The following is a 16,839-nucleotide window of genomic DNA, read 5'->3' as shown; positions in this document are numbered from 1 at the left end:
CCCGCCGCTCTCGCTACGCCGTGGCGGTCGCGTTCAGCGCGACCATCCAGCCGATGCCGAACGCGTCGGTGAGCATGCCGAAACGGCCGCCCCACGGCGGCGTCTCGAACGGCACCGTGATCGTGCCGGTCGCGGCGAGCGCGTTCCAGATGCTCTCCAGGCGCGCTTCGTCATCGCCGCTGACCGACACCGAGATGCCCGCCGGGGCGGCGTACGGCATGTGGCTGGGGGTGTCGGCGCCCATCAGGGTGAGGCCGTCGGGCGTCTCCAGCTGAGCGTGCATGACGAGGTGCTTCTCGTTCGGGAGCAGACCCATGTCGTAGTTCTCGAACGTGTCGATGCGCAGCTCTCCGCCGAGAGCGCTCTGGTAGAAGGTCATCGCCTCGCGGGCGTTCTGGTGGAAGGAGATGTAGGGGTTGAGCGTGGTCACGTGATTCTCCGATGATGGGTCGCCTGCACCGAGGATCGAGGCGCGGTGCAGGGCAGCGATCTTTCTGCGCCTTCACCAGATGAGACTCCTCGACGCGCGATTGATGACGCGAAACGGTCCTTCCCGCGGTGCGGGCCGAATGGGGACCTCGGGCATGCGACAGGATGGCCCCATGCCCCTGCACGACGACGAGCTGCTCATCGAGACCGAGACGGCAGCCGCGCTGATCCACGAGCAGTTCCCGCGGTGGCGTGACCAGTCGGTGCGCCGCATCGCCGTCGCCGGCACCGTGAACGCGATCTTCCGCATCGGAGACGGCGCCGCGGCGCGCTTCCCGCTCGTCGCCGCCGACCCCGAGGAGACGACGGCGGCCCTGGCCGCGGAGTCCGCCGCGATGCACGAGCTCGCCGCGCACGCCACCGTGCCGACCCCGGTCCCCCTCGCGATCGGCGCCCCCGGACGCGGCTACCCGCTGCCCTGGTCGATCCAGACCTGGATCCCCGGCGAGGTCGCGTCCCCGGATGCCGCGGCGCACTCCCCCGTGTTCGCCCGCGACCTCGCGGCGCTCGTCTCCGCCCTCCGCAGCGCCGACACGAGGGGCCGCGTCTTCTCCGGGAATGGACGCGGCGGCCACCTCCCCGACTCCGACGACTGGCTCGACCTCTGCTTCCGTGAGAGCGAGGGGCTCCTCGCGGTCGACGAACTGCGCGCGCTGTGGCGAGACCTGCGGGTGCTCCCCTCGTCCGGCCCCGATGTGATGTCGCACGGCGACCTGATCCCGGCGAACCTGCTCCTCGACGGCGAGCGGCTGGGCGGCGTGCTCGACGGAGGCGGCTTCGCCCCGGCCGACCCCGCGCTCGACCTCGTCTCCGGCTGGCATCTCCTGGACGCCGATGCCAGAGCGGTGTTCCGCGAGGCGCTGCGCAGCGCGGACCCGTCGGCGTCGAGGGACGAGGAGCTCGTGTGGCGGCGGGGAGCCGCCTGGGCGCTGCAGCAGGCGATGGGTCTGGTCTGGTACTACCGCGAGTCGCACCCGACGATGAGCGAGCTCGGCCGCCGCACGCTGTCGCGCATCCTCGCGGCGCCGGAGCTGCGGCGCGCGCTCTGAGACGCTCCGCTCACAGCCCGAGGCGCTCCAGGTACGGACCCACGAGACGGCGATCCGGGTCGTAGGCGGCGGCCAGGGCCGCGAAGTCGTCCCACCGCGGGTAACGAGCCCGCGCCTCGGCCGCGTCGAGCGTGAAGACCTTGCCCCAGTGCGGGCGGGCGGAGGCGGGCAGCGCCGCCTCGATCACGGGGAGCAGCGCGCGCACGGCCTCCTCTTCCGGCTTCCACGTGAAGTGGATGCCGACGGCATCCGTCCCGAACGACGAGCTCAGCCACAGCTCGTCGGCACGTACCGTGCGGATCTCGGTGACCAGCAGCAGCGGGGCGATGCGGTCGGCGAGCGCGCGCACGGCGGAGATCGCGGCGACCGCATCCGCTCGCGCGACGAGGAACTCGCTCTGGATCTCCGCTCCGGCGGAGGGCGTGAACTCCAGCCGGAAGTGCGGCAGCCGCTGGAACCACGGACCGGCGACGCCCTCCTGCGCGGTGCAGGCCGCGGGGTCCACGCCGAGGATCGGATGCCGTTCGCCGTCGGCGGCCTCGGCGCCGAGCGCGGCGGCGAGACCCTCCCGCGACGACTGCTGGCTGCGGGCCTCGGCCCTCGACGCAGGGACGCGCTGCTTGATCCAGATCTGGTCGGCGACGTCGGTGCGCTGCCAGGTCGTGAAGATGCTCACGCTGGTGCCCGCGCCGGTGACGGCGTCGAGATCGGCGAGGATCGCCTCCCACGACGGATGCTCGTACACGTGCTGGGCGACCTGATAGGTCGGCTCTACGTCGAGCGTCAGGTCGATGACGGCGCCCAGCGCCCCGAGCGACACGACGGCCCCGTCGAAGCCCTCGTCGCCCCGAGTCAGCTCCACGATCTCCCCCGCCGGGGTCATGATCGTGAGCCCGCTGACGGCGCTCGCGAGGGAGCCGATCGCGTCGCCGGAGCCGTGGGTGCCCGTCGCGACCGCGCCGGCGACGGAGATGTGGGGCAGGGAGGCGAGGTTCGCGAGGGCGAGACCCTGCTCCTCCAGGACGGGAGCGAGGTCGCCGTAGCGGAGGGCCCCCGACACGCGCACGGCGTCGCGCTGCGGAGAGACCTCGATGCGGCGAGGCATCCGGTCGAGCGCGATCAGCACGCCGTCGGTGTCGGCGATGTCGGTGAAGCAGTGGCGGGAGCCGAGCATCCGCACGGGACCGCCGCGCCCGAGCAGATCGCGCAGCTCGTCGACCGACTCCGGATGCTCGACGGACGACGCCCGGTACACGACGTTGCCCGCCCAGTTGCGCTCGGTGCTCATGGCGTCATCGTAGCCTCCACGCGGAGGATTACATCGATGCAGCTCGGCGGAGCAAGGACCGGAGGATAGGCTGACCGGATGACAGCGATGCTGCCGCCGCGCGCCACCATGAAGGACGTCGCCGCTCTCGCCGGCGTGTCGATCAAGACGGTGTCGAACGTCGTGACGGGCGCCGTCGCCGTCCGCGAGGAGACGCGCACGAGGGTCGAGTCGGCGATGGCGCAGCTCGACTTCGTGCCGAACCTCAGCGCCCGCGGACTGCGCAAGGGCCGCTCGGGGATCATCGCCGTCGCCCTCCCCGACCTCGCCAGCGCGTTCTCCGCCGAGCTCGTGCAGCACATCGTCGAGGCCGCCCACGAGAGGGGGCTCGCCGTGCAGATCGAGGAGACCGCGTCGGTGCCGGAGCGGGAGAAGGAGCTCGTCTCCCGGGCTCGCGCCCGCCTCGTCGACGGTCTGATCCTCAACCCCATCCGGCTGGAGGACAGCGTCCTGAAGTACGCCGATCGACTGCCGCCCCTCGTGGTGATCGGCGAGGTCGAGCAGAACAGGGCCGACCACGTCAGGATCGACAGCCGCCGTGCCGCGGCGGACGCGACCAGGCACGTGCTGTCCCGCGGGGCCACGCGGATCGCGGTGGTCGGCGCCGACGACGACCCGACCGCGGCCACCGCGACGAGCCGCCTCCGACTGGAGGGCGTGCACGACGCCCTCCGCGAGGCGGGCATCGCCCGCGACCCCGCCCTCGAGATCAACCCTCTCCACTGGGCCGCGACCGGAGGGGCCGACGCCGTGCGGACGCTCTACGAACGCCGCGTCGCGTTCGACGCGATCGTCGCGTTCACCGATGCCCTCGCGCTCGGCGCGCTGCACGCCCTGCACGAACGCGGCGTGAGCGTGCCGGGCGACGTGATCGTGACCGGCTTCGACGACATCGAGTTCTCGCGGTTCGCCTCCCCCGCCCTCACGACGATCGCGTTCGAGCGCCGAGCCGTCGCCGACGCCGCGCTCGGACTCCTCGAGTCCCGCATCGACGACCGCGGCGCCGCCCCTCGGGGGGTCACCCTGCCGCACCGGCTGGAAGAGCGCGCGAGTACGCAGGGCCGTCCTCGCGGCTACCGTCCCTGACGGGTGCGGACGGATGCCGACGGCATCCTTGCTCCTCGATTACATCGATGTAATGATGGAGATCCGCGCCGTTCCCGTTCGGCGTCGGACTCGGATCCAAGGAGAGCGATGACCCAGGCCCGCATCACCGTCGACCGCGACTTCACGATCGGCGACGTCCCCCGGAGACTCTTCGGGTCGTTCGTCGAGCACATGGGACGCTGCGTCTACACCGGCATCTACGAGCCCGGGCACCCGCTGGCCGACGAGCGCGGCTTCCGCACGGACGTGCTCGCCCTCGTGAAGGAGATGGGCCCCACCGTGGTGCGCTATCCCGGCGGCAACTTCGTCTCCGGCTACCGCTGGGAAGACGGGGTGGGCCCGGTGGCCGACCGCCCCGTGCGCATCGACGGCGCCTGGCACACGATCGAGACGAACGCCTTCGGTCTGCACGAGTTCATGGACTGGGCGAAGGAGGCGGGCGCCGAGGTCATGGAGGCCGTCAACCTCGGCACCCGCGGTGTCGAGGAGGCCCGCGCCCTCGTCGAGTACGCCAACCACCCCGGCGGCACGTACTGGTCGGACCTCCGTCGGAGGAACGGCGCCGAGCAGCCGTTCGACATCACGCTCTGGTGCCTGGGCAACGAGCTCGACGGACCGTGGCAGATCGGCGGCAAGACCGCGGCCGAGTACGGCCGGCTGGCGCAGGAGTCCGCGAAGGCCATGAAGCTGGTCGACCCGACGATCGAGCTCGTCGCCGTGGGCTCGTCCAGTCGCTCCATGCCGACGTTCGGCTCCTGGGAGCACACCGTGCTCACCCACGCGTACGACGAGGTCGACTACATCTCGATGCACGCCTACTACCAGGAGCACGACGAGGATGCCGCGTCCTTCCTCGCCGAGTCCGTCGACATGGACGCGTTCATCGAGGGCGTCATCGCCACGGTGGACGCGGTCAAGGCCGCCGGAAAGCACACGAAGCAGGTCGACATCTCGTTCGACGAGTGGAACGTGTGGGATCAGGTGCGGTACAACGAGGTCGAGGCGGCCGAGATCGCCGCGGCCGGGTGGCGGCAGCACCCGCGGATCATCGAGGACACCTACTCGGTGACGGATGCCGTCGTCGTCGGCACCCTGCTGAACAGCCTCCTGCGGCACGGCGATCGCGTGAAGATCGCCAACCAGGCCCAGCTCGTCAACGTGATCGCGCCGATCAGGGCGGAGGAGAACGGCCCGGCCTGGCGCCAGACCAGCTTCTGGCCCTTCGAGCGCATGGCGCGCCTCGCGAAGGGCCGCATCCTGCGCCTCGCCGTGACCGCCTCGCAGATCGAGACGAAGCGCTACGGCGGCGTGGACTCCATCGATGCCGCCGGCACCTGGGACGAGGAGTCCGGGAAGCTCGTGGTGTTCGTCGCCAACCGCTCGCTGGAGGAGCAGAACGACCTCACGATCGGCCTGCACGGCCTGGGCGACGTGCGCCTGCGCCAGGCCGAGACACTGACGGTGCCGGAGGGCGGCGACCGCCGCACCGCGAACCTCGAGACCACCCCCGACGCCGTGCATATGGTGCCGCTCGCGGCCGCAGAGGTCGTCGGCGACGCCGTGCGCGCGACCCTCCCCCCGCTGTCGTGGTCGGTCATCGAGCTCGACGTGGCGCGCGCCTGACGCCTCCTGAGCGCCGAGACCCACTGAGAACGCCGAGACCCACCCCCGCACACGTCGGCGGGGGTGGGTCTCGGCGTTGATGATGGGTCTCGGCGCTGGCCGGAACGGGGTCCCTGAGCCTGCCGAAGGGCCCGGAGGACTCAGCCTGCGGCCTCCTCCGGACGATCGAGCACGTCGATCGCCGCGGTGTCGGGCTCGTACTCGTCGATGTGGCGCTCGTCGTGACCGTCGTACAGCGACAGCGGACGGATCAGCGCGTTCGACGACTGCTGCTCGATGATGTGCGCGGTCCATCCGGTGATGCGCGCCGCCACGAACAGCGGAGTGAAGGTGAGCGTGTCGAAGCCGATGAGGTTGTACGCCGGACCCGAGGGGTAGTCGAGGTTCGGGTAGATGCCCTTTCGTCCGACGAACTCGCTCTCGAGCCTGTCGTACAGCTCGCCGACGGCCGGCTTGTCGTAGTGCGCGACGAGCGAGTCCAGCGCAGCCTTCATGGTCGGCACGCGGGAGTCGCCCCGCTTGTACACGCGGTGTCCGAAGCCCATGATCTTGCGCTTCTCGGCGAGCGCGGCATCGAGCCAGCCCTCGACCTGGTCAGCCGTGCCGATCTCGTCGAAGATGTGCATGACGGCCTCGTTCGCCCCGCCGTGCAGCGGACCCTTGAGCGCGCCGATCGCCCCGACGACCGCCGAGTACAGGTCGCTGAGAGTCGACGTGATCACGCGGGCCGTGAACGTGGAGGCGTTGAAGGAGTGCTCCGCGTAGAGGATCATCGAGCGGTTGAACGCGTCGACGACCACCGGGTCGGGCTCCTCGCCGAACGTGAGCCAGAGGAAGTTCGCGGCGTAGTCGAGGTCGTCGCGGGACTCGACGGGGCCGAGTCCCCGGCGACGTCGCTGCCCGTACGACACGATCGCGGGGAGCGCGGCGAACAGCGTGAGGCTGCGTTCCTGGTTCTCCTCCGGCGTGCCGACGGCATCCAGCACGTTGGCGATGCCCGCGGTCTCGATCGCGCCGATCACGCTCACGGCGGTGCGCACCTCGTCCATCGGATGCGAGTCCAGCGGCAGCCGGTCGATCGCGTCCTTGACCTCGGGAGAGAGCGCGCGGTGCTGCCGCTCGGTCAGCCGGAACGCGGCCAGCTCCTCTGGCGTGGGCAGCTCGCCGTGCCACAGCAGGTACGCCACGGCCTCGAACGATTGCGTCGCCGCCAGTTCCTGCACGGGGTAGCCGCGGTAGAGCAGGCTGTTCGTCTCGGGGTTGACCTTCGAGATCGCCGTCGTGTCGACGACGACGCCTGCGAGGCCCTTCTTGATGTCCGGCTCGGTCATGGTCACTCCTTCGTGGGTTACCGCTCGAGTGTGAAGTTGAAGACGCCGGAGTCGAAGTGGTTGTACGACTCGTAGTCGATCAGATCGTAGAGATCGGCGCGGTGCTGCATCTCTCCGAGCTTCGAGGTCAGGTGCCCCTCGTCGTTCAGCGTATCCAGTGCGCGCCCTGCAGCGCCCATCGCGATGCGCAGCAGCGACACCGGCCAGATGACGAGGTTCACCCCGGCATCCCGCAGCTGGTCCGTGGAGAACAGCTCGGACTTGCCGAACTCGGTCATGTTGGCGAGGATCGGCACGTCCACCGCGTTCGCGATCGCCTCGAACTCCTCCAGCGTGCGCATGGCCTCGGGGAAGATCGCGTCGGCCCCGGCATCCACCAGCGCCTTCGCCCTGTCGATCGCGGCATCCAGCCCCTCGATGGCCCGGATGTCGGTGCGCGCCATGATGAGGAAGTTCTCGTCGCGACGCGCGTCGGCCGCCGCGCGGATGCGCTTGATCGCGGTGTCCTCGTCGACGACGCTCTTGCCGTCGAGGTGGCCGCAGCGCTTGGGGTTGATCTGGTCCTCGATGTGGGTGCCCGCGAGCCCCGCATCCTCGAGCTCCTGGATCGTGCGGGCGACGTTCATCGGCTCGCCGAACCCGGTGTCGGCGTCGACGATCGCGGGGAGGTCGGTCATGCGGGCGATCTGCTTCGCCCGTCCCGCGACCTCGGTGAGGGTCGTGAGCCCGATGTCGGGCAGGCCGAGGTCGGCGGAGAGGACGGCGCCGGAGATGTAGACGCCGTCGAAGCCCTTCTGCTCGATGAGACGGGCGCTCAACGGGTTGAATGCCCCGGGGAAGCGCAGCAGCTCACCGCTCGCGAGCCGCTCCCGGAACAGCCGCCGCTTCTCGGCCGGGGTGACGGTGGAGTACAGCATCAGAACAGCCCCTTCGGGGCGTCGGCGGCCTCGAGCAGGCCGGGCCTGGCGATGATCGAGAGCTCGCCGACCTCTGCGGCCGTGAGCTCGGGAAGACGCTGCACGAGCTCCAGGAAGCGCTCGATCTCGGCGGGCTCCAGCACCGGCTCCGCCAGCAGCCGGAACTTCGCGATGTAGTTCTCCCGCACGAACGGACGGGCGCCGAGCGGATGCGCGTCGGCGACGGCGATCTCGTCCACCACGGTCGAGCCGTCGGTCAGGCGGATCTCGACGCGACCGCCGAACGCCTTCTCGTCGGGGTCCTCGGAGTGGTAGCGGCGCGTCCACTCGGCATCCTCCGCCGTGGTGACCTTGTGCCACAGCGCGACCGTGTCGGCGCGGCCGGCGCGCTCGGGGGCGTAGGAGTCGACGTGGTGCCATCCGCCGTCCTGCAGCGCGACCGCGAAGATGTACGGGATCGAGTGGTCGAGCGTCTCGCGCGACGCCGTCGGGTCGTACTTCTGCGGGTCGTTCGCCCCGGAGCCGATCACGTTGTGCGTGTGGTGGCTGGTGTGGATGACGATCGACTCCACGTTCGCGGGGTCGGCCAGCTCCGGGCGGGCGTTGTGGAGCCGGCGCGCCAGATCGATCAGCGCCTGCGCCTGGTACTCGGCCGAGTGCTCCTTCGTGTAGGAGTCGAGGATCGCCCGCTTGGGCTCGCCCGGTGCCGGCAGCGGCACCTCGTACGTGGCATCCTTGCCGTCGAGCATCCAGGCGATCACGCCGTCTTCACCCTCGTAGATCGGGGCGGGGCTGGTCTGTCCGCGCATCGCACGGTCGACCGCCTCGACGGCCATCTTGCCCGCGAAGGCCGGGGCGTGCGCCTTCCACGTGGAGATCTCGCCCTTGCGGCTCTGCCGGGTGGCGGTGGTCGTGTGCAGCGCCTGGCCGACGGCCTGGTAGATCGTCTCGGCGTCGAGGCCGAGCAGGGTGCCGATGCCGGCGGCGGCCGACGGGCCGAGGTGCGCGACGTGGTCGATCTTGTGCTTGTGCAGGCAGATCGCGCGCACGAGGTCCATCTGGATCTCGTAGCCCGTCGCGATGCCGCGCACGAGCGCTCGGCCATCTGCGCCGACGTGCTGTGCGACCGCGAGGATCGGCGGGATGTTGTCGCCGGGATGCGAGTACTCCGCAGCCAGGAACGTGTCGTGGTAGTCGAGCTCGCGCACGGCCACGCCGTTCGCCCACGCCGCCCACTCGGGGCTGGTGCGGTGGTCGAGAGCGGCGCCGAAGACCGTCGCTCCGACCCCGCCGGTCGAGACGGGGTGGGTGAACGCCTGCGCGCGGGCGGCGTTGATCGGAGGACGGGTGAGGGATGCCGCCGCCACGGAGGCGTTGTCGATGATGCGGTTGATGATCATGTCGACGACGGCGGGCTCGACCTCGACCCGGTCGGTGGCGACCTCGGCGATCTTCCAGGCGAGCTGGTCCTCGCGGGCGAGGTTCTCTTCGCTGCGGTGGACGCGGACGTGGTGGGTGACGGTCATTTCACACCTTCTGGGTTGGCTGTCAGGGAGTCGAGGATGCCGGTGAGCGCGTTGTGCAGGTGCACGTGCGTCGCGTGGGCGGCGAGGTCGCCGTCGCGGGCGGCGAGCGCCTGGGCGATCGTGCGGTGTTCAGACGCGGATGCCGCGAGCCGTTCCGGCTTGTCTCGCGCCATGCGCCGCACCCGGACGAGGTGGGTGCGCACGGTGCGCAGAGCCGAGGCGATGTAGTCGTTGGCCACGGCCTCGTCGAGGGCCGCATCGAAGCGCGCGATCAGGGCGTAGTACGCGTCGCGCCCCGCGTCAGCCGTCAGGTCGACGTGCGCGAACTCCTCGGCGAGCGCCGCGAACAGAGCGGCGTCGCCGCGGGAGGCGGCGAGACGGGCGGAGGTCTCCTCCAGCGCGCGGCGGATCTCGAACAGGGCGCGGATGTCGTCGGCGTCGAGATCTGCGACGACCGTGACGCGCGGTGACTGCTGCACGACGAGCCCGTCGGCGGCGAGCCGGCGCAGCGCCTCGCGCATCGGGGTCCGACTGATGCCGAGACGTTCCGCCTGCTCGACCTCGCCCAGCACGACGCCTGCGGCGAGTGCGCCGGACTGGATGCCGTCGAGCAGATGCGCGTAGGCGCGGTCGCTCGCTGTGGTCCGTTCCGCGGCAAGGGTCATGCCCTCAGTGTATACATAAACCGGTACGGTTGGCCATGAGAGGTGGCCTCACCCGCAAGAGGTATACATAAGCTCCGCGCCGGCACCCACTCGCACGGAGTCGGCGCCTCGTGCCGCTACTCGCGCTCGGCAGCGACGACAGGGGCCGCATCCGCAGGCGCCACAGAGGCAGGCACCACAGACACAGGAGCCCCCTCCACGGGGAGCGGCTCGACGAACTGTTCGGCGACGGCATCCGTCGCGGGCTCGCCGAGCTTGACGATGATGACCCCGGCGAGCACGAGCGCGCCTCCCATCGCCTGAACCGGGCCGGGGACCTGACCGAGCATCAGCGCGCTGAAGACCATCGCGGCGACGACCTCGGACAGTGCGATGAACGACGCCAGGCGGGAGCCGAGCATCCGGGTCGAGACGATGCCGAGGATGTACGCGAGCGCGGTCGCGATGACACCCATCGCCAGCACGGGGACGAACCACGGCACCGTGATGACGCTGTACTCCACGTCAGCCGTGGTCCACGCGATGGGGAGCACCCCCACGGCGCCAGCGACGGTGAGGCCGATCGCGCCGATGAGGAGCCCGAGCCCCGCCAGCGCGATCGGCGGCAGGCCCGTGTCGGCGCGCGCCGACAGCACGAAGTAGGTCGCGGCGCCGATCATCGCTCCGAGCGCGAACAGGATGCCGCCGAGGTTCACCTGCGCGCCGGTGAGGACGTCGAGCATGAGCACGAGTCCGATGAAGGCGATCGCGGCGCCGAGGAGGCTGCGGCGCGTGGGCTTCTCTCCCCTGCGGATCCAGAGCCAGAAGACGACGGCGATGGGAGCGGTGTACTCGATGAGCAGGGCGATGCCGACATCCATCACGGCGACCGCCTGGAAGTAGCAGAGCTGTGCGGCGGTCACGGCGAGGAAGCCGTAGACGAGGACCATTCCCGCGTGGCGGCGGACGAGGCCCCACTTGCCGCGCAGCGCCAGGAGCGTGGGCACCAGCAGCACCAGGGCGGCCACCCACATGCGCACGGTGACGGCGGCCCCCGGGGTCCAGCCCGCATCGATGAGGCCGCGGGCGAAGATGCCGGACATGCCGAACGAGACCGCGGCGCCGAGCGCGAAGAGCAGGCCGGCGTTCGACCTGCGGGGCGCGGTCACCCGCGCGATGTCATCAGCTACTGCGCTCATGACATGTGACGCTACTCCTGCGCGATGTAACATGTCAACATGATCTTCACCTATGACACGGAGGACGCCCTGCGCGCGGCCGTGTGGCTGGTCAACACGGCGGAGGATCCGGAGTCGATGGCTGATGCCGCCGACGAGGAGGCCTTCCTCGGCGCCTTCCCCTACACCGGCAGGATCGATCGCGACGACGCCGAGGCCGCGTCTCTCCGCGCCCTCCGCCCCGGCCTGCGCGAGATGCTGCTGGCTCCGCGCGACGAGATGGCCGAGCGGGTCAACGACGCCCTCGCGTCGGTCACCCTGGCCCCGCGCCTCACACGGCACGGGGAGCTGGACTGGCACCTGCACGCGATCGTCGACGACGCGCCTCTCTCCGACCGCGTGCTCGTGGAGACCGCGATGGCACTGATCGACGTCATCCGCGCCGACGAGGGCTCACGCATCTCGGTATGCGCCGACGACACGTGCGACGCTCTCGCCCTCGACCTCTCGCGCAACCGCTCGAAGCGCTACTGCTCGACCACGTGCGCCAACCGCAATGCGGTGGCCGCCTACCGCGCCCGCCGCTCGGAGCCCTGACCCCACCCCCACCCCGGTCGTTGAGCGAGCGCAGCGAGACGAAACGCCCCACCCCCACCCCGGTCGTTGAGCGAGCGCAGCGAGACGAAACGCCCCACCGACACGCACGACCAGAACCCCGTCGCCTACACCGCGTTTCGTCTCGTCGCTGCGCTCCTCGCTCAACGACCCGAGAGAGAAGCCGCTGCGCTCCTCGCTCAACGACCCGGTGGCGGAACCGATCGCCGACAACAAACGCTTCACACTCTTCACAAACTTCTGAAACCGGCGTAGCGTGCCGCTCATGGACACAGTGATCCGCACGAGCGGCCTCACCAAGCACTACGGCCGCGTGCACGCTCTCGACGGCCTCGACCTCTCCGTCACCGCGGGCCAGGTGCACGGCTTCCTCGGCCCGAACGGCGCGGGCAAGACGACCACCATCCGCATCCTCCTCGGCCTCGCGCGCAAGACCGGGGGCACGGCATCCGTCCTCGGAAGCGACCCCTGGCGGGACGCGACCGACCTGCACCGCCGCATCGCCTACGTGCCTGGTGACGTCAGCGTGTGGCCCAATCTCTCGGGCGGCGAGGCCATCGACCTGCTCAGCCGCCTGCGCGGCGCCGACACCCGCGGTGCCGTCTACCGGAGCGAGCGCGAGCGCCTCGAGACCGCGTTCCAGTTCGACCCGCGCAAGAAGGGTCGCGCATACTCCAAGGGCAACCGGCAGAAGGTGGCGCTGATCTCGGCGTTCACCGTGCCGGCCGACCTGTACATCCTCGACGAGCCGACGAGCGGCCTCGACCCCCTGATGGAGGTCGTGTTCCGCGAGGAGGTCGCCAGAGTGCGGGATGCCGGTGCGACCGTGCTGCTGTCGAGCCACATCCTGTCGGAGGTCGAGCTGCTGTGCGACCGCGTCTCGATCATCCGCGCGGGGCGCGTGGTGGAGTCCGGAACGCTGGCGGAGCTGCGTCATCTCACCCGCACCGAGGTGTCGTTCACAGCGACGGATGCCGCGGCGGCCGACGGCATCCCCGCCGCCCATGACCCGTCGTTCGCCGACGGTCGCGCGAGGTTCACGGTCGACAGCGATGACGTCGCATCCGTCCTCCCCGTGCTCGCCCAGCGGGTGGTCACCGGTCTGCGCATCGAGCCGCCGTCTCTGGAGGAGCTGTTCCTCCGCCACTACGGAGACGACGTGACGGATGCCGCGGGCGACGCGGATGCCGCGGCCCCGGCCCGTACCCGGAGGAGCGCGCGATCATGATCCCCCTCCTCCGCCAGCGCCTGCGCCGGGACTGGCTGCAGCTGACGCTGTGGATCCTCGGCGCGGTCCTCCTCGCGTACGCCGGCTACGGCGGCGTCACGCAGTCGTACAGCACGGTCGCCGACCGGCAGGAGGTGCTCACGGCGGTGATGGCGAACCCGGTGATCCTGATGTTCCGGGGTCTCCCGTCTGGCACGTCCGTCGGTGCCTTCCTGGCCTTCGAGGACCTCCCCTGGCTGGCGATGCTCGCGGCGCTCATGAGCACGTTCCTCGCCGTGCGGCACGCCCGCGGCGACGAGGAGGCGGGGCGCAGCGAGCTCGTCGCCGCCACGTCGGCCGGACGCACCCTGCCCACGGTCGCGACGATCGTGCACGGCCTCGCCGCGAACCTCGTGCTCGCGCTGCTCACGGCGCTCGCGCTGATCGCGGCGGGGATGGATGGCGGCGGCTCCCTGCTCACGGGAGCGGCGGCCGGCGCCACCGGGGTCGCCTTCCTCGGCATCGGCCTCGTCGCCGCGCAGCTCATGCGCACATCGCGCGGCGCGAACTCGCTGACCGTGTGGGTGCTCGTGGCGACCTTCCTGCTCCGCGGGATCGGCAACGTCGCGGGGACCCCCAGCGACGACCTCACCCGCATCGAGAGCTCCTGGCTCGTGTGGCTCTCGCCGTTCGGCTGGGCCGAGCAAACCCGTCCCTACGATGCCGACGACCCCTGGCCCGCGGTGCTCGCGCTGGGGTTCGGACTCCTCCTCGCCGCCGCCGCGACGCTGCTGCAGTCGGCCCGCGACATGGGCGCGAGCTTCATCGCGGAGCGCAACGGCCGCGCGAACGCCACGGCGGCGCTGTCGTCTCCGCACGCGCTGGTCTGGCGGCTGTCGTGGGGGTCGGTGCTCGGCTGGACGATCGGCGGAGCGCTCACCGGCATCCTCGCCACCACCCTGTCGTCACTCGCGGGTCAGGTCGCCGGCGAGAATCCGGCGGTCGCGCAGATCCTCGAGAAGATCGCCAGGGCGGGGAACCTCGACGAGGCCGTGATCACCGTCTTCTTCACCATGCTCGGCATCCTCGCCGCGTGCGCGGCCGTGCAGACGATCGTCCGCGCCCGTCAGGAGGAGGCCCACGGCACGGCCGAGTCGGTGCTCGCCGCCGCGGTCGGGCGCGTGCGGTGGTTCGCCGACTACGCGATCGTCGCCACGTGCGCCGTCGCGCTCGTCATCGCGGCCGCCATGGCCACGGCGTACCTCGGGATCGCCGCGAACGGCGGCGCGAGCGCGCTGTACCGCGTGGTCACCGTGACCGGGCTGGGGCAGTTCGTCGCGGCATCCGTGTTCACCGCGATCACGGCCCTGGTCTTCGTCGTGCTGCCGCGTGCCACGCTCGGCGTCGGATGGGCGCTCATCGGCGTCGCCAGCATCCTCGGCATGTTCGGACCGCTGTTCGGGATGCCGGAGTGGGCCACCGACCTCTCGCCGATCGCCGTGACCCCCGTCGTCTCGAACGGTGACGTCGACCTCCGCGGGCTCTGGTGGCTCGTGGCTGCGGTCGCGGTCGCCGGCGGCGGGGCGCTGACCCTCATGAGGCGCCGCGAGCTCGCGGCCGACGGATAACCTGGGGAGCACATGGAACACCGGGGACAGGACGCCGCAGAGCAGGCGGCCGCGATGATGACGGCGGCGGGGATGCCGCGCATGCCCGCGCGCGTCATGATGGCGCTCGTCGCAGCCCCGGACGGCGGGTACACGGCCGCCGACCTCGCCGATCGCCTCGGGGTGTCGGCCGCCGCCGTGTCGGGGGCCGTGCGCTACCTGCAGGACGCGCACTTCGTGCGTCGGCTGCCCACGGCCGGGCACCGCCGCGACCGCTACGACCTCGCACCCGACGGCTTCCACTCGGTCATCATCGGCAACATCCCCGTCTACCGCCGCCTCGCGGAGCACGTCGACCGGATCGGCGCCGAGCTCGGCGACGAGGAGGTCTCGGCAGAGCGCGCCGCGCAGATGTCGGGCTTCCTCCGGTTCATGGCCGAGCGGATGCCGCAGCTCGTCGCCGAGTGGGAGGCCCAGGACCCCGCGCCCGACCGCTGAGCGAGCGCCGCCGCGCCGGCTACATGCCGACGACGCCCTCGAAGAGGCCGATGTGGTTGCCGTCGGGGTCGACGACGACCGCCCACGCGCTGGTGTCGGTGATGGGCTGCTTCTCCATCGCGACCGATCCCCCGGCGGCGAGCGCGACGGCGACCGTGTCGTCGATCGAGTCGACCTCGACGTACGAGCGCGGCTGCGTGAAGCCCTCGCTGCGCGGGGCGAGCCCGCCGCCCGAGATGCCGTTGGGAGCCTGCCACATGGGGTAGCCCTCGAACCCGGGCGGCTCGGCGATCTGCCAGCCGAACAGCGCCGAGTAGAACCCGGACGCCGCCGTCAGGTCGGTGACCGGGATGTCGATGTGGGTGATGTCTCCGTGCGCCATGATGCTCCCTTTCGCCGTGCGGACGCAGACAGTCTTCTCGCCGCGACCGCCGACTTCAAGGGCCTCTGCGTTCAGGCGGAGGGGTGCCCCACGACGCCCTTGCGCAGCAGCGCGTTGCCGTACTTGCGGGTCTCTCCCGTGCGGACCATGAGGTACGCGGCCTTCGCCACCCCGTAGTACGCGAAGCGCTCGACGAAGGCGGTGGAGCCGGCATCCGTCCCCGCCGCCGCCATGAGCTGATGCTGCACGTCGAGCACCTCGCCGTCGGCCGAGGCCATCAGGTCGATGCCGGGGGCGTCGTCGAGAGGGAGCACCGTGCGGATCGCGGCGACGACCTCGGGCGTGGTGGTGCCCGGCAGATCGATCACCCGCTCCCCCAGCGCCCACGCCGGGAAGTGCGCGTCGGCGACGACGACGGAGTCGGAGTGCCCCATCCGGTCGAGGTGCAGCAGCAGCTCGCCGGTGAGCAGGGGGTGGATGCCTTCGAGCACGGTGCGTCTCCTCGGGTCGGACGGGTGGGGTGGTCAGGCCGGGACGAGAGCCTCGGCGGCCAGAGTCTGCCAGAGCGAGGCGGGGATCTCCAGCGCCGCGTACTCGGCGTTCTGCACGAGCTGGGCCGGGCGGCTTCCGCCCACGACGACGGCGCGCACGACGTCCGACTGCAGGGGGAACTGCAGCGCCGCCGCCGGCAGCGGCACATCGTGGTCGGCGCAGATCGCGGCGATCCGCACGAGGCGCTCCCACAGCTCCTCGGGGAGCTGCCCGTACTCGTAGCGTCCGTCCCTGTGCGGCTCGCTCTGCGCGAGCAGGCCGGAGTTGAAGACGGATGCCGCGACGATGGCGGTGCCCCTCTCGCGGCACGCCGGCAGCACGTCGGCGGCGGCGGGCTGTTCGAGCAGCGTGTAGCGGCCGGCGACCATGATCAGGTCGAGGTCGGCTCCGCGCACGGCGGCGGCGAGCGCATCCGTCACCATGGATCCGATGCCGATCTGGGCGACCTCGCCGTCGGCGCGCAGCTGCTCCAGCGCGGGCAGGGCCTCGGCGAGCGCGAGGTCGAGGTCGTTGCGCTCCGGATCGTGCAGGTACAGCAGGTCGATGCGCTCGATGCCCAGACGCTCGCGGGACTCGGCGAGCGAGGAGCGGATGCCGTCGGCCGAGAAGTCCCAGACGCGGCGCACGTCGTCGGGCACGTGGAAGTCGTTCGCCGTGTCGAGCCCGCCGCGCTCGTGGTCGGGGTTCGGGCGCAGCAGCCGGCCGACCTTCGTGGAGAGGAAGTACTCCTCCCGCGGCTTGGTGCGCAAGAACGCGCCGAGTCGACGCTCGGAGAGGCCGAGCCCGT

General features: G+C 71.1%; 17 protein-coding genes. 7 read left to right on the top strand and 10 right to left on the bottom strand.

What is annotated here, in order from left to right:
• Positions 1–13: 13 nt before the first annotated feature.
• On the bottom strand, positions 14–430 hold the full coding sequence (locus MRBLWH10_RS00085; protein WP_341941166.1) for a VOC family protein: 417 nt from the start codon (positions 428–430) through the stop codon (positions 14–16).
• 172 nt (positions 431–602) lie between these two features.
• Here MRBLWH10_RS00085 and MRBLWH10_RS00080 point away from each other — a divergent pair, with 172 nt between their 5' ends.
• A complete protein-coding gene (locus MRBLWH10_RS00080; RefSeq protein WP_341941164.1) occupies positions 603–1,538 on the top strand; it encodes a phosphotransferase in 936 nt (311 codons plus the stop codon).
• 10 nt (positions 1,539–1,548) lie between these two features.
• Here the strand turns inward: MRBLWH10_RS00080 and MRBLWH10_RS00075 are convergent, their stop codons facing one another.
• Positions 1,549–2,826 (bottom strand): FAD-binding protein, encoded by a 1,278-nt coding sequence (locus MRBLWH10_RS00075; protein WP_341941163.1) that lies wholly within the window; start codon positions 2,824–2,826, stop codon positions 1,549–1,551.
• Between the two features lie 78 nt (positions 2,827–2,904).
• On the opposite strand from MRBLWH10_RS00075, the gene MRBLWH10_RS00070 reads away from it, so the two are divergent.
• On the top strand, positions 2,905–3,951 hold the full coding sequence (locus MRBLWH10_RS00070; protein WP_341941162.1) for a LacI family DNA-binding transcriptional regulator: 1,047 nt from the start codon (positions 2,905–2,907) through the stop codon (positions 3,949–3,951).
• A 108-nt stretch (positions 3,952–4,059) separates the two neighbouring features.
• On the top strand, positions 4,060–5,595 hold the full coding sequence (locus MRBLWH10_RS00065) for an alpha-N-arabinofuranosidase (RefSeq protein WP_341941161.1): 1,536 nt from the start codon (positions 4,060–4,062) through the stop codon (positions 5,593–5,595).
• A 140-nt stretch (positions 5,596–5,735) separates the two neighbouring features.
• Here the strand turns inward: MRBLWH10_RS00065 and MRBLWH10_RS00060 are convergent, their stop codons facing one another.
• The 5 genes from MRBLWH10_RS00060 to MRBLWH10_RS00040 all read right to left on the bottom strand — a co-directional run bounded on the left by MRBLWH10_RS00060 (position 5,736) and on the right by MRBLWH10_RS00040 (position 11,212).
• Entirely contained in the window at positions 5,736–6,926 is a 1,191-nt protein-coding gene (locus tag MRBLWH10_RS00060) for a bifunctional 2-methylcitrate synthase/citrate synthase (RefSeq protein ID WP_341941160.1), read from the bottom strand.
• 17 nt (positions 6,927–6,943) lie between these two features.
• Positions 6,944–7,843: a methylisocitrate lyase gene (gene prpB / locus MRBLWH10_RS00055; RefSeq protein ID WP_223585781.1), complete on the bottom strand. Its 900-nt coding sequence runs from the start codon at positions 7,841–7,843 to the stop codon at positions 6,944–6,946.
• Entirely contained in the window at positions 7,843–9,369 is a 1,527-nt protein-coding gene (locus MRBLWH10_RS00050) for an MmgE/PrpD family protein (RefSeq protein WP_341941158.1), read from the bottom strand. Before MRBLWH10_RS00050 ends, prpB begins: the two co-directional genes overlap by 1 nt.
• The gene (locus tag MRBLWH10_RS00045) at positions 9,366–10,034 is read right to left on the bottom strand and encodes a GntR family transcriptional regulator (RefSeq protein WP_223585779.1); all 669 of its coding nucleotides are present in this window, start codon (positions 10,032–10,034) and stop codon (positions 9,366–9,368) included. The genes MRBLWH10_RS00050 and MRBLWH10_RS00045 overlap by 4 nt, the downstream gene beginning before the upstream one ends.
• A gap of 116 nt (positions 10,035–10,150) precedes the next feature.
• Positions 10,151–11,212, bottom strand: coding sequence for an EamA family transporter (locus tag MRBLWH10_RS00040; RefSeq protein WP_341941157.1), 1,062 nt, complete (start codon positions 11,210–11,212; stop codon positions 10,151–10,153).
• A 39-nt stretch (positions 11,213–11,251) separates the two neighbouring features.
• Between MRBLWH10_RS00040 and MRBLWH10_RS00035 the strand changes: the two genes are divergently transcribed.
• The 4 genes from MRBLWH10_RS00035 to MRBLWH10_RS00020 all read left to right on the top strand — a co-directional run bounded on the left by MRBLWH10_RS00035 (position 11,252) and on the right by MRBLWH10_RS00020 (position 15,118).
• Positions 11,252–11,788: a CGNR zinc finger domain-containing protein gene (locus tag MRBLWH10_RS00035; protein WP_105677100.1), complete on the top strand. Its 537-nt coding sequence runs from the start codon at positions 11,252–11,254 to the stop codon at positions 11,786–11,788.
• Positions 11,789–12,071: 283 nt separating this feature from the next.
• Positions 12,072–13,034 (top strand): ABC transporter ATP-binding protein, encoded by a 963-nt coding sequence (locus tag MRBLWH10_RS00030; RefSeq protein WP_341941156.1) that lies wholly within the window; start codon positions 12,072–12,074, stop codon positions 13,032–13,034.
• Positions 13,031–14,641 (top strand): polyketide antibiotic transporter, encoded by a 1,611-nt coding sequence (locus tag MRBLWH10_RS00025; protein WP_341941155.1) that lies wholly within the window; start codon positions 13,031–13,033, stop codon positions 14,639–14,641. The genes MRBLWH10_RS00030 and MRBLWH10_RS00025 overlap by 4 nt, the downstream gene beginning before the upstream one ends.
• Before the next feature lie 12 nt (positions 14,642–14,653).
• On the top strand, positions 14,654–15,118 hold the full coding sequence (locus tag MRBLWH10_RS00020; RefSeq protein ID WP_105677102.1) for a MarR family transcriptional regulator: 465 nt from the start codon (positions 14,654–14,656) through the stop codon (positions 15,116–15,118).
• A 19-nt stretch (positions 15,119–15,137) separates the two neighbouring features.
• Here the strand turns inward: MRBLWH10_RS00020 and MRBLWH10_RS00015 are convergent, their stop codons facing one another.
• From MRBLWH10_RS00015 to MRBLWH10_RS00005, 3 genes are all read right to left on the bottom strand, one after another.
• Positions 15,138–15,500 carry a VOC family protein gene (locus tag MRBLWH10_RS00015; RefSeq protein WP_341941154.1) on the bottom strand — a complete coding sequence of 121 codons (363 nt, stop codon included), beginning with the start codon at positions 15,498–15,500 and terminating at the stop codon, positions 15,138–15,140.
• Positions 15,501–15,571: 71 nt separating this feature from the next.
• The gene (locus tag MRBLWH10_RS00010) at positions 15,572–15,991 is read right to left on the bottom strand and encodes an RbsD/FucU domain-containing protein (RefSeq protein WP_105677105.1); all 420 of its coding nucleotides are present in this window, start codon (positions 15,989–15,991) and stop codon (positions 15,572–15,574) included.
• 33 nt (positions 15,992–16,024) lie between these two features.
• The gene (locus MRBLWH10_RS00005; RefSeq protein WP_341942613.1) at positions 16,025–16,801 is read right to left on the bottom strand and encodes an aldo/keto reductase; all 777 of its coding nucleotides are present in this window, start codon (positions 16,799–16,801) and stop codon (positions 16,025–16,027) included.
• Positions 16,802–16,839: the final 38 nt, after the last annotated feature.

Origin of the sequence: Microbacterium sp. LWH10-1.2 (genome assembly GCF_038397765.1) — a bacterium.
GTDB classification, from domain to species: Bacteria; Actinomycetota; Actinomycetes; order Actinomycetales; family Microbacteriaceae; genus Microbacterium; species Microbacterium natoriense.
The sequence above is the reverse complement of the archived record's forward strand: the minus strand, read 5'-3'. Positions and strand labels throughout refer to the sequence as shown.

What these genes read in the sequence shown, in the direction of transcription:
- MRBLWH10_RS00080 (WP_341941164.1), top strand. Translation starts at nt 603, where the DNA reads ATGCCCCTGCACGACGACGAGCTGCTCATCGAGACCGAGACGGCAGCC.
- MRBLWH10_RS00075 (WP_341941163.1), bottom strand. Translation starts at nt 2,826, where the DNA reads ATGAGCACCGAGCGCAACTGGGCGGGCAACGTCGTGTACCGGGCGTCG.
- MRBLWH10_RS00070 (WP_341941162.1), top strand. Translation starts at nt 2,905, where the DNA reads ATGACAGCGATGCTGCCGCCGCGCGCCACCATGAAGGACGTCGCCGCT.
- MRBLWH10_RS00065 (WP_341941161.1), top strand. Translation starts at nt 4,060, where the DNA reads ATGACCCAGGCCCGCATCACCGTCGACCGCGACTTCACGATCGGCGAC.
- MRBLWH10_RS00060 (WP_341941160.1), bottom strand. Translation starts at nt 6,926, where the DNA reads ATGACCGAGCCGGACATCAAGAAGGGCCTCGCAGGCGTCGTCGTCGAC.
- prpB (WP_223585781.1), bottom strand. Translation starts at nt 7,843, where the DNA reads ATGCTGTACTCCACCGTCACCCCGGCCGAGAAGCGGCGGCTGTTCCGG.
- MRBLWH10_RS00050 (WP_341941158.1), bottom strand. Translation starts at nt 9,369, where the DNA reads ATGACCGTCACCCACCACGTCCGCGTCCACCGCAGCGAAGAGAACCTC.
- MRBLWH10_RS00045 (WP_223585779.1), bottom strand. Translation starts at nt 10,034, where the DNA reads ATGACCCTTGCCGCGGAACGGACCACAGCGAGCGACCGCGCCTACGCG.
- MRBLWH10_RS00040 (WP_341941157.1), bottom strand. Translation starts at nt 11,212, where the DNA reads ATGAGCGCAGTAGCTGATGACATCGCGCGGGTGACCGCGCCCCGCAGG.
- MRBLWH10_RS00035 (WP_105677100.1), top strand. Translation starts at nt 11,252, where the DNA reads ATGATCTTCACCTATGACACGGAGGACGCCCTGCGCGCGGCCGTGTGG.
- MRBLWH10_RS00030 (WP_341941156.1), top strand. Translation starts at nt 12,072, where the DNA reads ATGGACACAGTGATCCGCACGAGCGGCCTCACCAAGCACTACGGCCGC.
- MRBLWH10_RS00025 (WP_341941155.1), top strand. Translation starts at nt 13,031, where the DNA reads ATGATCCCCCTCCTCCGCCAGCGCCTGCGCCGGGACTGGCTGCAGCTG.
- MRBLWH10_RS00020 (WP_105677102.1), top strand. Translation starts at nt 14,654, where the DNA reads ATGGAACACCGGGGACAGGACGCCGCAGAGCAGGCGGCCGCGATGATG.
- MRBLWH10_RS00015 (WP_341941154.1), bottom strand. Translation starts at nt 15,500, where the DNA reads ATGGCGCACGGAGACATCACCCACATCGACATCCCGGTCACCGACCTG.